The organism is Methyloparacoccus sp. NF-16 (genome assembly GCF_056880625.1).
In genome coordinates this window covers 1,043,861-1,055,901 of sequence record NZ_CP174130.1, presented here as the reverse complement: position 1 = coordinate 1,055,901, position 12,041 = coordinate 1,043,861, and the positions used below count along the sequence as shown (strand labels likewise).

The following is a 12,041-nucleotide window of genomic DNA, read 5'->3' as shown; positions in this document are numbered from 1 at the left end:
GTTGAGGGTTAGGTCAGTTCTTCCGGGGTCAATGCCTTGATCATCAGGGCATGGATATCCGTTCTCATCAGGTCGCCCAGCGCCTGGTAGACCATCTGATGGCGCTGCAGCAGCGACTTGCCGGCAAAGGCATCCGCCACGATGTAGACGGAGAAGTGGCCGCCGCCGCTCTGCAACGCGCCCGCATGCCCGGCATGGGCGGCGCTGTCGTCATGGAGGTCCAGTTCACGGGGTTGCAGCGCCGCCTCGAGCAGCGCGCGGATCTTGTCGACACGATCGGTCATCGGGGAAATACCTGCTTGAAGGGTTTGACGGTGACGCGCGCGTAGACGCCCGCCCGTTGATAGGGATCCTGCCCGGCCCACGCCTGCGCGGCGGCCAGGCTGTCGAATTCGGCCACGATCAGGCTGCCGGTGAAGCCGGCCGCGCCGGGATCGGTACTCTCGATGGCCGGGAAAGGCCCCGCCAGCACCAGCCGGCCCTCGTCCTGCAAGGCCTCCAGGCGTTCCAGGTGGGCCGGGCGCGTCGCCTGGCGTAGCGGCAGGCTGCCGGGAGCATCCTCGCACACGATGGCGAACAGCATGGTCACTTCTCCTCGGTGGCGCCGTCGGGCATGTGCCGCGCCAGATAGAACGATTGCAGCAGGACGAACAGCACGGTCAGGCCGAGCATGCCGAACAGCTTGAAGTTGACCCAGACGCTCTCCTCGAAATGGAAGGCCACGTACAGGTTGATGCCGCCGATGACGATGAAGAAAGCGGTCCAGGCAAGGTTCAGCCGGCGCCAGATCTCCGCCGGCAGTTCGATCTGGGCGCTCAGCATGCGCTGGATGACGGGCTGCCGGCCGATGAACTGGCTGCCCAGGAAGACGATGGCGAACAGCCAGTTGAGCACGGTCGGCTTCCACTTGATGAAGGTCGGGTCGCGCAGGAACCAGGTGGCGCCGCCGAAGACCAGGATCAGCACCAGGGATATCAGGTGCATGGTCTCGACCTTGCGGGTCCGTAGCCAGGTGTAGGCGACCTGCAGCACCGCGCCGACGATCGCCGCCAGGGTCGCCACGTAGATATCGGCCAGTTTGTAGGCGGCAAAAAACAGAACGATCGGGAAAAAGTCGACCAGTAATTTCATGCTGGGAATTAAGCCCCTTGATTCAGGGAAATTTGGGTGGGGATGGGGATTGGCTCGGATCGGCAGGACCCTGCGAAAGGGCGGGTTCTGGAAGGATGCCCGGGACGCCCGTAACACTGCGCTATACTTTTTCGCATTATAACCCAGCTCGCTTGCCATCAAGCGGGTTGTCCGCCGCCGCCAAGCCCACGCCACCCATTCCATGGACCCGCAAACCCGGACCGAACTCGAAGCCGCCGCCTTCCGCCGCCTGCTCCGGCACCTGCGCGAACACCCCGAGGTGCAGAACATCGACCTCATGATCCTCGCCGACTTCTGCCGCAACTGCCTGGCCAAATGGTACAGCGCCGCCGCAGCCGAGCGGGGTCTCGAGCTCGGCTATGCCGAGGCGCAGGAGATCGTCTACGGCATGCCCTACGCGGAGTGGAAGTCCCGCCACCAGGCCGAGGCCACCCCCGAGCAGCTGCGCGCCTTCGAAGCGCGGCGGCAGGCCCAGGAACAGCAGCAGCAATAGCGGCGGCCCCGCGCCGCCCGCCGGTCACCTTTTCCATTCGCACCAGCGCGTCATGTCCCAGCACCCGATGCCCGGCCCGGTCATGCTCGACGTCGAGGGCCTGTCCCTCAGCGACGAGGAGCGGCAGCGCCTCCGCCATCCCGCCACCGGCGGGCTGATCCTGTTCCGCCGCAACTTCGAGTCACCCGCCCAGCTGATGGAGCTGGTAACCGCGATCCGCGACGCCAACCCCGCCCTCCTGATCGCCGTCGACCACGAAGGCGGCCGGGTGCAGCGGTTCCGCGACGGCTTCACCCGCCTGCCGCCGGCAGCCCGCTATGCGCTGGCCCACGATCCGGAACTGGCGGAGCAGGCCGGCTGGCTGATGGCGGCGGAGCTGCGCGCCCTCGACATCGACTTCAGCTTCGCCCCGGTGCTGGACGTGGAGTGCGGCATCAGCCAGGTCATCGGCGACCGTGCCTTCGGGCAGGAGCCGGAGACGGTGGTCCGGCTGGCCACCGCCTTCGCACGCGGCATGCGCCGTGCCGGCATGGCGGCGGTGGGCAAGCATTTTCCGGGGCATGGCAGCGTGGCCGAGGATTCGCACCTGGCCCTGCCGGTGGACCGGCGACCGCTCGCCGCCATCGAGGCGCGCGATCTCAGGCCGTTCGCCGCCCTGATCGCCGCAGGACTCGAAGGCGTCATGCCGGCGCATGTCATCTACGAGCGGATCGACGCGCACCCGGCCGGCTTCTCGTGCTACTGGATCCAGGACGTCCTGCGCACCCGCCTGGGCTTTGCCGGCGCCGTCTTCAGCGACGACCTTTCGATGGCCGGCGCGGCCTATGCCGGCGATGCGGTCGACCGCGCCCGGCTGGCGCTGGCGGCAGGCTGCGACATGGTACTGGTGTGCAACGCGCCCGGCGCCGCCGCCGAGGTGCTCGAAGCCCTGGCCGGCCTGCCCGGCGATTCCGCCCGCGCCACCCGGCTGGCGCGCATGCGCGGCCGCTTCCCCCTGGACCGCGCGGCCCTCCTGGCCAGTCCGGAATGGCATGCCGTTTCGGCCCGCGTGGCCGCGCTCAACGAAACCTGAATCACCATGGATATCAACGAGGAAATCCGCCGCGTCATCGCGGAAGCGGACTGTCTGTACGACCGGGAGCAGATTGGCACCGCCATCGCCCGGCTGGCGCGGGAGATCGGTGCCGCGCTGACGGACAGCCATCCTGTCGTCCTCACCGTCCTGAACGGTGGCATCTTCTTTGCTGGCGAACTGCTGCTGCAACTGGACTTCCCGCTGGAACTCGATTCCATCAAGGCCGGCCGCTACCAGGGCGAGACCCGGGGCTCGGCCATGCGCTGGACGCTGACGCCGGCCCTGCCGCTGAGCGGGCGGACCGTGCTGGTGATCGACGACATTCTCGACGAGGGGCTGACCCTGGCGGAAATCGTCCGCTACTGCGAGGCAGCCGGTGCCGGCCGGGTACTCACCGCCGTGCTGGTCGACAAGCTGATCGGCCGCGACAAGCCCTGCCGCCCCGACTTCGTCGGACTGACGGCGGAGAACCGCTACCTGTTCGGCTACGGGCTGGACTACAAGAACCATCTGCGCAACTGGCCAGGCATCTACGCCTGCCGCACCGTCTACTGAAACCGCCAAGGGCAAGCAAGCCGGGAATCCATCCATGTCCAACCTCATCGCCATCATCGGAGGCACCGGCCTTGCCCGGCTGGAGCACTTCACCGTCGAGGAGCGCGAATGCCTGACCACACCCTACGGCGACCCCTCGGCGGACCTGGTCTTCGGCCGCCTGTACGGGCGGGAAGTCGTGTTCCTGGCCCGGCACGGCGATCCGCACATCATCCCGCCCCACAAGGTGAACTACCGTGCCAACATCTGGGCGCTGAAGACCGCGGGCGCCAGCCGGATCCTGGCCGTGGCCGCGGTCGGCGGCATCACCTCGCGCATGGCGCCGGCCCGCCTGGTGGTCCCGGACCAGCTGATCGACTACAGCTACGGCCGCGCGCAGACCTTCTTCGAGGACAACCTGCGGGCCGTCACGCATATCGACTTTTCCGCGCCCTACTCGCCCGGTCTGCGGGCATGGCTGCTGGAGGCGGGCCGCAAGGCCGGTCTCGACCTGGTCGATGGCGGCGTCTATGGCTGCACCCAGGGGCCGCGCCTGGAAACCGCCGCCGAGATCGCCCGCATGGCGCGCGACGGCTGCGACCTGGTCGGCATGACCGGCATGCCGGAAGCCGCCCTGGCCCGCGAGCAGAACCTGGAGTACGCCTGCTGCGCGGTCGTCGCCAACTGGGCGGCGGGCAAGCAGCCGGGCGAGATCACCCTGGCCGAGATCGAGGCCAACCTGGAGCGCGGCATGGCGGACCTTGCCTGCCTGCTGCGACACGGGCTGCCGGCCTGAGCCCGCCCGGCCGCCGCTCCGGCCTTCCGGCACCGCGCGCATGGCCCTGAACCCGGCCGCGGAACGCATCGCCGCGGCCGTCGGCCGGGTGCTGCTGGGCAAGGACGAACCGATCCGCCTGGCGTTGGCCTGCATGCTGGCGCGCGGGCATCTCCTCATCGAGGATCTGCCCGGCATGGGCAAGACGACCTTCGCCCATGCCCTGGCGGCGGCGCTGGGCCTGGCCTACACCCGCGTCCAGTTCACCAGCGACCTGCTGCCCGCCGACATCCTCGGCGCGCGCATCTACGAGCCCGGCAAGCAGCAGTTCCGCCTGCATCCCGGCCCGGTCTTCACCCAGCTGCTGCTGGCCGACGAGATCAACCGCAGTTCGCCGAAGACCCAGAGCGCCCTGCTGGAGGCGATGGAGGAGCACCAGGTCAGCATCGACGGCGAGACCCATCGGCTGCCGGAGCCGTTCTTCGTCATCGCCACCCAGAACCCCCTGCACCAGGCCGGCACCTATCCGTTGCCGGAATCCCAGCTCGACCGCTTCCTCATGCAGCTGTCGCTGGGCTTTCCCGACGCCGGCACCGAGCGCCGCCTGCTGGAAGGGCTCAACCCCCGCGCGACGCTGACCACGCTGGAGGCCGTCGTCAGCCCTGGCGAGTGGGCCGATCTGCAGGCGTGCGTGCCAGGCATCCACGCCTCCGCCAGCGTGCTCGACTACGTGCAGCGGCTGGTCGACTTCAGCCGCCATTCCGGGCGCTTCCAGTGGGGGCTGTCGCCGCGGGCGGCCGTCGGCCTGGTGCAGACAGCCCGCGCCTGGGCGCTGCTCCATGCCCGCACGCACCTGCTGCCGGAGGATGTACAGGCGGTTCTCGCGCCGGTGGTCTCGCACCGGCTGCGCCAGCAGATGCGCGGCGGCGGCCCGGCCGATCCGGCGCGGACCCTCCTGGAGCACGTCGACGTGCTCGGCTGATGCTGGCCGCCGACGCCACCCGGAAACCCGCCCGGGTCCGGCTGCCCGACGGACTCCGACAGGCCTGGCGGGCCCGGCTCCAGCGCTGGCTGAACCGCCGCATCCCGCCCGGCCGCGAAATCCGCCTGAACCAGCGGAACCTGTTCGTCCTGCCATCCCGCCAAGGCGGGGGTTACCTGCTGACCGCGGCCCTGATCTGGATCGGCGCCACCAACTTCCAGAACAATCTGGTGCTGGCCCTGTGCTTCCTGCTGCTGGCGCTGCTGTTCGTGACCCTTCATCAGACCTTCGCCAACCTGAGCGGGCTGAGCCTGCGCCACATCGCAACCGAACCGGTGTTCGCCGGCGACACGGCCCTGTGCCTGCTCGAACTCGACGCCAGCCGTCCACGGCAGCAACTGGCGCTGGGCTTCGCCGAGGCGCCCGCCACCCGGGTCTCGATGGCCGCGGGACAGCCGCTGCGGACCGCCGTCGCGTTTCCCACCCACCGGCGTGGCCGCCAGCGGCCGGGCCGCCTGCGCGTGCAGTCGGTGTATCCCTACGGCCTGATCCGCTGCTGGACCTGGCTGGACCTCGACATCGAGCTGCTGGTGTACCCGCGCCCCCTGGACGGCGAAATACCGTCCGCCCCCGGCGGCACCGGCAGCAAGGACCGCGGCCAGCCGATCGCCGGCAGCGACGATTTCCTCGGCCTGCGCGGCTACGTCCGCGGCGATCCGCTGGCGCGAATTTCCTGGAAGCACCAGGCCGCGGGACATGGCCTGCTGGTGCGCGAGCAGGTGGATTACCGGAGCGACGAGCGCTGGCTGGACTATGCCGCCCTCGGCGAGGCCGATCCGGAGACACGCCTGTCGCGGCTCTGCCGGCACGCGCTGGACCTGACCGCCGAGGGCCGGGCCTTCGGCCTGCGGCTGCCCGGCACCCGCATCGAGCCGGACCGGGGCGATGGGCATCTGCGCGCCGTGCTGCGGGCGCTGGCGGAATGCCCGGTTTCATGAGCGCGCCGGCGGCGCAGCTGTCGCGCCCCGCCCTGCTCTACTGTCTGGCCGCGCTGGCGGCAGCGGCAGGTCTGCTGGCCGGCGACCTGCCCGTTGGCCTGTCCCTGCTCGGCGCCGGCTGCATCGTCTGGCGGCTGCTGATCCACCGCGGGCGGCTGGCCTTCCCCGGGCGCGCCGTCAAGGCCCTGCTGGTCGCGGCCAGCTGTGCCGGCATCGCCGCGGCCTATCGTTCCGGCCTCAGCCTGGATGTCTATGTCGCCCTGCTGATGGCCGGGCTGTCGCTGAAATCGCTGGAGCTTTATCACACCGCCAGCGCCCAGCGCTTCCTTTACATCGCGCTGCTGGCCCTGATGGCCTTCCTGCTCTATCGCCAGGATTTCGCCGCCACCCTGCTGGCCCTGTTGCAGGTCCACCTGATCGTCGCGGCGCTGGCCGCCGTCCATGCCGACCCACACCAGCTGGCCAGACAACCGCTGGCCCCCCTGCGCACGGCGGCCACCACCCTGGGACTGGCCCTGCCGCTGCTGGTCTTACTGTTCGTCGTCATGCCGCGGCTGCCGCCGCTGTGGTCCCTGCCCCTGCACAAGCCGGAAGCCAGGATCGGCATGGGCGAGGACATGAGCCCGGGCGATTTCAGCCGGCCGGCGCGCTCGGCCGAACTGGCCTTCCGGGCCGGCTTTCCCGGCGGCATTCCCCCGGCGGCAACACTGTACTGGCGCGGCACGGTACTGGATACCTTCGACGGCCGTCGCTGGAGCAACGCATGCGACTGCCATTATCGCTGGGCCAACACCGGCACGCCGCCACGGCCGGCCGGAACGCCGGCCTACAGCATCGTGCTGGAGCCGCACGAACATCGCTGGATCTTCACCCTGGACCGGGCGCGCCTGGCCGACGACCGCATCGCCGGCAACGGCGAGCATCTGTTCCGCTACCGCCAGGCGCTGTTCGAACGCATCAGCTACGACGTCTGGACCGAGCCCGGCGCGCCGCCACCAATGCTGACCCCGGCCGAGCGGGAGCGCTACCTGCGGCTGCCTGTCCGGGGCAACGCCCGCGCCTTGGCGCTGGGGCGGAGCTGGCGGCGCGACGGCGCCAGTGCCGACGCCATCGTCGAGCAGGCGCTGCGCCTCTATCACCAGTCCTTCGTCTACACCCTGGAACCGCCGCTGCTCGGCGACGACAGCGTCGATGGCTTCCTGTTCGAGACCCGGCGCGGCTTCTGCGAGCACTTCGCCGGCGCCTTCGTTTTCCTCATGCGCGCCGCCGGCATTCCGGCGCGGGTGGTCATGGGCTATCAGGGCGGGCAGCGCAATCTCCAGGAGCGCTATGTGACGGTGCGGCAGTACGACGCCCACGCCTGGGCCGAAATCTGGCGGGACGACTCGGGCTGGTGGCGCGTCGACCCCACCGCCGTCGTGGCACCGGAGCGGGTCGAACGGGGCTTCGCCGAACTGTTCCCCGACAGCCCGGCCTTCGCAACGCTGCTGGGGCGGCGGGTGTCGGGCCGGCAATCGCTGCTCGGGCTGCTGCGCATCAAGCTCGACCATCTGGATTACCTGGTCGGGCGCTGGATTCTCGGCTACGACAACGACCGCCGGCAGTCCCTGCTGCAACGGCTACGGCTGGATACGGTCTGGGGTCTGCTGTCGGTCTTCACCGGGGGTCTCGGCCTGACGCTGGCCGGCTTCCTGCTCTGGCTCCGGCGACGCGACCGCGAACACCCGCGCACCGACCCGCTGACCATCCGTTACCGCCGCCTGTGCCAGCTGTACGGAACACTCGGCTGGCCCCGCGCCCCGACGGAGACCCCCATGGGCTTTGCCCGCCGGATGGGGGCAGCGGGAGCCCCCGAGGCGGCCGGCTTCGGCGAGCTCAGCGCGCGCTATGCCGGCTGGCTGTATGCCGGGGCGCCCGATGAAGGCGAACGCAAGGCGCTGCTGAGGACGATGCGGCAGTTGCTGGCCCGCCTGCGCCGGCGGGCCATCGCGCATCGCATGAAACGCTGGCTGGCCGGCGAATAGCCACAACCCGGCCCGGCCGCCGCCGACCCCGATGCAAGCGGCTCAGCCGCAGCCGCCCACCATCACCTTGACCTCGACCTGGGTGCCGTAGTAGCGCCCGCCCGACTCGGCGATGGCCAGCAGCGGACCGGAGCCGTTGAGCTTGACCCGCAGCGACAGCCACGGATCGGCGCCGGCTTCCAGCTGGAATTCCGCCAGCAGCGGACCGGGGTTCCGCTCGGCGAAGACCAGCAGGCGCCGGGTATCCGGCAACCGGCTCTCGACGGTCAGCGGGACGATGGCGCCGTTTTCCGCCAGCAGCGGAACCTCCAGCAACACCTGATCGCTGGCGGTCCAGCCGTGGCCCTGCAAGGCGGTGGCGAGCGCCAGGCGGAAGTCCCCGGCCGCCGGTGCGGGTGGCGGCACCGTCCGGCCGCCGGCACGGGCCAGCGTTCGCAGCGGCAGCAGCAGGCCGAACCCGCCCAGCAGGCGCAGCACATGCCGGCGATGGACAAGGCAGGCGGGGGAATCCCGTCGGGTTGAGTCGCTCATGGTCGGGGGCTAAGCTTGCAGGCCATCCGGATTCGGGGATTCATCGCATGACCGGCATCAAAATACGCACCAAACCGCAAGGCGACAAGACGCTGGTTCGTCTGCTGATCGAGCACCCCATGGAAACGGGGCGCCGTCCGGACGAACAGACCGGCCGCCCGGTGCCCGCCCACTACATCACCGAACTGACCGTCGAACACAACGGCCGGCCGGCCGTGCACGGGCTGCTGTCCACCGCCGTCTCGCGCAACCCCTACTTCGCCTTCCGCCTGGGCAACGCCCGGCCCGGCGACCTGATCCGCATCGCCTGGGTCGACAATCTGGGACAGCACGCCAGCGCCGAGGCCCGAATCGGCGAGGCGGGGGACGGCTGATGGGCACCGCCGTGGCAGCGCGTGCACGGATGACGACTGCCCCGGGCCGGGCCGGCGGCAACCGGCAGCAGGCTACTCGGGAGCCGGCCGAGGGTGGGCGTGAAGCCTCCGTGCGGCGGGACAGTCGCCCGAGGCGGGTGGCTGGCTATCCATCATCCTGGGAAGCAGGCTTTCCTTGAGGATTCTGACGAAATTCTCCCTGACCTGCGGCAGGAAGGTGATCGTATAGATGACCCTCAGGGACGCGAGAAAATACCGGTTTTCATCGAAGAAGGCATACTCTTCCGCGCTTCTGTCCTCGAAAAAATGGCGCTCGAAGCAGCGCCAGAATTCGAGACCGGTATCAGCGGAAATCTGCGTCGCCAGCTCGCTGAAGCCAAATTCCGGTATGCCATAGATGGTATACATCAACCCGACGTCAAAGAGATAGCTGCCAATGGACAGGTCGCCCATGTCAATGATGACCGGCTCACCCTCCCGGATCATGATGTTGCTGCTGTGCAGATCGAAGTGAACGCAGGTGTCCGCCTCAGGAATGGCCTCCAGCCTTTCCAGGAGGAACCGGCTTTCCTGGTCGCTCAAATACCCGCCGATCTGCTCAATATAGCCCCGGAAGCGGGCCTTCATGTCGGGCAGCACCGCGGGATCGCCCTTGGCCGCATGAAGCCTCTTCATGACCTCGGCCAGCGTCCTGGCGTGAAGGTCCAGATTCGCCACATCGTTGCGAATGACCGAGCTGAAAAGCTCGGCCTCCAGCATTTCAAAAACCACCCCTGTCCGCGTGCCGCAAACGACAAGCTCGTAGGAAATGGCGGTCGGTATGCCCATGACAAAAGCCGCCCTGGCATGTCGCTTTTCCTGCACGGCAATGGACGGGTCGACCCCCTCCCGGTAGAGCTTGACGACAGTCTCCTCGTCCAGGCGGAAGCATTCCCCGCAGACACCGGCTGACAGGGGCTCCAGCCCATCGAGAGAAATTTCCCGCAGCTTTCTTTCCAGGGGAATCATCTGGGCAAGGCCCGATATATCGAATATCCCATACACCTCCCCGGCCACATTCTTGACCACCATGGCGCCGCCGACCCTGGACAGGCGCTGGAAAGCCTTGAGGATCATGCGGATGCCAGCGCTGGAGACATATTCGCACGCATCGAAATCAAGTATCAGTTCGCGCACACCGGCCAGCTCGAGCGTCTGCTCCAGGGCTGGAGCCGTGTTCACATCCAGGCGTGGAGGGATCCTTACCGTCAATATCGAGGCTGCGAGGTCACCGCTCATGTCTTGGGTCTCATTCGATGCGGGGTGGGGGGTATGGGGCAGGCGTGCAAACCGGATGCATGGCGGCCCGACCGACCGCCTGGAAACCGGCTGTCAGGCCCCCGTCCACAGCAAACCTGATCAGTTCTGGCAATTTCCGCTTTTGACTACATTCCTGGCCTTGACGCTTGCGAACGTCTCGATGGGAATACCGAAGCCCGCCCCGTATCCCCAAATGTGGATCTGGCCCAGCGCCTCCAGGAAAGGCCCAAGCGACGGGATCGGTACGGGGCCAGGGCCGGGGTATGAGCAGACCTCATCATTCTTGATGATCGACATCGGCCAGGTACCCGGAAGCTCGATTCGCTGAGACGATGCGCCCATCTGCGCGTTGGCGCCGGCGAGCTTGGCCAGGCTCACGGCTGCGAGGAATGATTTTGATAGTTTGTTGGCCGGTAGCTGAAGCTGACCCAGCTGCGAGCTTATGCTGTACGACCCGGCTTTCGGGTTGAATAAATCGAGGCCCGTCCAATCCCAGAAATAATAGCCGGCGGGATTCCATGGCAACACGGTCGATATCCGGTTCCACGCGTGGGGAACGAGATCCCAGCCGTTGTAGACCAGGCTGTTGAGATACTGGACATGGTTTCCTGGATGGGTCGGAACAGCGGTCCTGGGGAAGGCCCGATCCCAGGCTTTTGCATAGGTCTTGTTGCCAGGTGTCGGGCCTGCTGTCGGCATGGCATAAATGCTGCCGCGCCAAGCGGTTCCCCGGGCGAGGGTTAGCCGCGCCCAGTTGGCGACCGTCGGCGCCAAGGCGCCGCCGAGGCTGTGCCCGGTCACGATCAGCTTCGTCTGGGCAGATTTGCTTTGCAGCTGACGGAGGTACTGACCGAGACTGACGCCCGGCTGTGGAGTTTTGGCTGCCTGGACCAGCTGGTTGAGCAGATAGTAGAGTCCCTTTGCGGTACCCAGCGAAATCTGCGGCATGCCGGGATTCCTGGGCGCTGTGACGGGGGGTTGGCTGGCCGGGTAGGGCCAGTTGACCAGGCTGTTGGGGCCGACCTCGAGATCCTCCACCAGCCAATCCAGGATCGCCGTCGCATCGGTGCCGGCTATCGCCAGGATGTAGGTATCCAGGGACGGACTGTAGACAACGTAGGCGGTATTGTCAGCCTTGCCCGAGAGGGGAAGGATTTCATAAACGCCAGGCCCCCAGGCCAGCTTCCAGTCTCCCCCAACGAGCTGGCAGCCCAGTGTCTTGATGAGTCCGGGCGCGGTCCAGTTATTCAATGGGCTGTCCATGTTCCCATCGACGACCACCCCGTACTCAAAATCAGCCAACTGCTGCGCCGTGCCACGGGGATTGGCGGTGCTGTTTGCCAGGAAATTGAGCAGGAAGGTGGTTTGCGTCAGGTCCAGCCGGTTGCTCGGATCACACCCGGCGGCAAAGCCTTGCGTGCATGCAAGGCCCAGCAGCGCCAGGAAAACGAGTTGCGTCAAGCGGACCTTCCCTATCATTGATGCTCTCATGGCAATGAAACGATTTTTCTTATAAAAAGATGGGGCAGCCCCCATCATCCAAGGGTATTGGACTTTTGTTCCCGGGGGAAGCCTGAACAATGCGCCTGTCGCGCAGGACTGCCCTGATCGGCAGGCACCAAATGCTACCCGGCAAGCACACGACGCCTGCCGGTGCTGGCGCGACATCAGGGGAAACGGACACGACACGGGACATTGCTGTCGTATCCGAGGCCAGCAGTTGGGTGAGGGCTTGTTGCTCGGGGCAGCTGGAAATCGGTTCCAGAAAGCCCTTGTGCAAGCCCGGACCAATAGCGGCTCTTAA

General features: G+C 67.5%; 14 protein-coding genes. 8 read left to right on the top strand and 6 right to left on the bottom strand.

The window, feature by feature from the left end; all coding sequences use genetic code 11:
• Window positions 1-8: 8 nt before the first annotated feature.
• Genes ACH5N8_RS05150 through ACH5N8_RS05140 form a run of 3 tightly spaced genes read right to left on the bottom strand, consistent with a single transcriptional unit; the run spans window position 9 to window position 1,131 of the window.
• Window positions 9-284 carry a BolA family protein gene (locus ACH5N8_RS05150; protein ID WP_460028293.1) on the bottom strand — a complete coding sequence of 92 codons (276 nt, stop codon included), beginning with the start codon at window positions 282-284 and terminating at the stop codon, window positions 9-11.
• A complete protein-coding gene (locus ACH5N8_RS05145; protein WP_460028292.1) occupies window positions 281-583 on the bottom strand; it encodes a YciI family protein in 303 nt (100 codons plus the stop codon). Before ACH5N8_RS05145 ends, ACH5N8_RS05150 begins: the two co-directional genes overlap by 4 nt.
• 2 nt (window positions 584-585) lie before the next feature.
• Window positions 586-1,131 (bottom strand): septation protein A, encoded by a 546-nt coding sequence (locus ACH5N8_RS05140; RefSeq protein ID WP_483282766.1) that lies wholly within the window; start codon window positions 1,129-1,131, stop codon window positions 586-588.
• Window positions 1,132-1,333: 202 nt separating this feature from the next.
• On the opposite strand from ACH5N8_RS05140, the gene ACH5N8_RS05135 reads away from it, so the two are divergent.
• Genes ACH5N8_RS05135 through ACH5N8_RS05105 form a run of 7 tightly spaced genes read left to right on the top strand, consistent with a single transcriptional unit; the run spans window position 1,334 to window position 8,033 of the window.
• The gene (locus ACH5N8_RS05135; RefSeq protein WP_460028290.1) at window positions 1,334-1,645 is read left to right on the top strand and encodes a DUF1244 domain-containing protein; all 312 of its coding nucleotides are present in this window, start codon (window positions 1,334-1,336) and stop codon (window positions 1,643-1,645) included.
• 52 nt (window positions 1,646-1,697) lie between these two features.
• Entirely contained in the window at window positions 1,698-2,717 is a 1,020-nt protein-coding gene (gene nagZ / locus ACH5N8_RS05130) for a beta-N-acetylhexosaminidase (protein WP_483282765.1), read from the top strand.
• A 6-nt stretch (window positions 2,718-2,723) separates the two neighbouring features.
• Entirely contained in the window at window positions 2,724-3,275 is a 552-nt protein-coding gene (locus ACH5N8_RS05125; protein ID WP_483282764.1) for a hypoxanthine-guanine phosphoribosyltransferase, read from the top strand.
• Window positions 3,276-3,309: 34 nt separating this feature from the next.
• On the top strand, window positions 3,310-4,050 hold the full coding sequence (locus ACH5N8_RS05120) for an S-methyl-5'-thioinosine phosphorylase (RefSeq protein ID WP_483282763.1): 741 nt from the start codon (window positions 3,310-3,312) through the stop codon (window positions 4,048-4,050).
• Between the two features lie 40 nt (window positions 4,051-4,090).
• Window positions 4,091-5,011: an AAA family ATPase gene (locus ACH5N8_RS05115; protein ID WP_460028286.1), complete on the top strand. Its 921-nt coding sequence runs from the start codon at window positions 4,091-4,093 to the stop codon at window positions 5,009-5,011.
• A complete protein-coding gene (locus ACH5N8_RS05110; RefSeq protein ID WP_483282762.1) occupies window positions 5,011-6,009 on the top strand; it encodes a DUF58 domain-containing protein in 999 nt (332 codons plus the stop codon). The genes ACH5N8_RS05115 and ACH5N8_RS05110 overlap by 1 nt, the downstream gene beginning before the upstream one ends.
• Window positions 6,006-8,033: a transglutaminase TgpA family protein gene (locus ACH5N8_RS05105; RefSeq protein ID WP_483282761.1), complete on the top strand. Its 2,028-nt coding sequence runs from the start codon at window positions 6,006-6,008 to the stop codon at window positions 8,031-8,033. The genes ACH5N8_RS05110 and ACH5N8_RS05105 overlap by 4 nt, the downstream gene beginning before the upstream one ends.
• Window positions 8,034-8,075: 42 nt before the next feature.
• Here ACH5N8_RS05105 and ACH5N8_RS05100 read toward each other — a convergent pair whose 3' ends face one another.
• A complete protein-coding gene (locus tag ACH5N8_RS05100) occupies window positions 8,076-8,564 on the bottom strand; it encodes a thiosulfate oxidation carrier protein SoxY (protein ID WP_483282760.1) in 489 nt (162 codons plus the stop codon).
• A gap of 47 nt (window positions 8,565-8,611) precedes the next feature.
• On the opposite strand from ACH5N8_RS05100, the gene soxZ reads away from it, so the two are divergent.
• Entirely contained in the window at window positions 8,612-8,938 is a 327-nt protein-coding gene (gene soxZ, locus ACH5N8_RS05095) for a thiosulfate oxidation carrier complex protein SoxZ (protein ID WP_483282759.1), read from the top strand.
• A 72-nt stretch (window positions 8,939-9,010) separates the two neighbouring features.
• Here the strand turns inward: soxZ and ACH5N8_RS05090 are convergent, their stop codons facing one another.
• Window positions 9,011-10,216 (bottom strand): STAS domain-containing protein, encoded by a 1,206-nt coding sequence (locus ACH5N8_RS05090; RefSeq protein WP_483282758.1) that lies wholly within the window; start codon window positions 10,214-10,216, stop codon window positions 9,011-9,013.
• Between the two features lie 120 nt (window positions 10,217-10,336).
• A complete protein-coding gene (locus tag ACH5N8_RS05085; RefSeq protein ID WP_483282757.1) occupies window positions 10,337-11,698 on the bottom strand; it encodes a lipase family protein in 1,362 nt (453 codons plus the stop codon).
• Between the last annotated feature and the right edge of the window lie 343 nt (window positions 11,699-12,041).

Excerpts from the sequence above, each read along its gene's own strand:
- ACH5N8_RS05125 (WP_483282764.1), top strand. The coding sequence starts at position 2,724 with ATGGATATCAACGAGGAAATCCGCCGCGTCATCGCGGAAGCGGACTGT.
- nagZ (WP_483282765.1), top strand. The coding sequence starts at position 1,698 with ATGTCCCAGCACCCGATGCCCGGCCCGGTCATGCTCGACGTCGAGGGC.
- ACH5N8_RS05110 (WP_483282762.1), top strand. The coding sequence starts at position 5,011 with ATGCTGGCCGCCGACGCCACCCGGAAACCCGCCCGGGTCCGGCTGCCC.
- soxZ (WP_483282759.1), top strand. The coding sequence starts at position 8,612 with ATGACCGGCATCAAAATACGCACCAAACCGCAAGGCGACAAGACGCTG.
- ACH5N8_RS05140 (WP_483282766.1), bottom strand. The coding sequence starts at position 1,131 with ATGAAATTACTGGTCGACTTTTTCCCGATCGTTCTGTTTTTTGCCGCC.
- ACH5N8_RS05150 (WP_460028293.1), bottom strand. The coding sequence starts at position 284 with ATGACCGATCGTGTCGACAAGATCCGCGCGCTGCTCGAGGCGGCGCTG.
- ACH5N8_RS05090 (WP_483282758.1), bottom strand. The coding sequence starts at position 10,216 with ATGAGCGGTGACCTCGCAGCCTCGATATTGACGGTAAGGATCCCTCCA.
- ACH5N8_RS05115 (WP_460028286.1), top strand. The coding sequence starts at position 4,091 with ATGGCCCTGAACCCGGCCGCGGAACGCATCGCCGCGGCCGTCGGCCGG.
- ACH5N8_RS05100 (WP_483282760.1), bottom strand. The coding sequence starts at position 8,564 with ATGAGCGACTCAACCCGACGGGATTCCCCCGCCTGCCTTGTCCATCGC.
- ACH5N8_RS05105 (WP_483282761.1), top strand. The coding sequence starts at position 6,006 with ATGAGCGCGCCGGCGGCGCAGCTGTCGCGCCCCGCCCTGCTCTACTGT.
- ACH5N8_RS05135 (WP_460028290.1), top strand. The coding sequence starts at position 1,334 with ATGGACCCGCAAACCCGGACCGAACTCGAAGCCGCCGCCTTCCGCCGC.
- ACH5N8_RS05145 (WP_460028292.1), bottom strand. The coding sequence starts at position 583 with ATGCTGTTCGCCATCGTGTGCGAGGATGCTCCCGGCAGCCTGCCGCTA.
- ACH5N8_RS05120 (WP_483282763.1), top strand. The coding sequence starts at position 3,310 with ATGTCCAACCTCATCGCCATCATCGGAGGCACCGGCCTTGCCCGGCTG.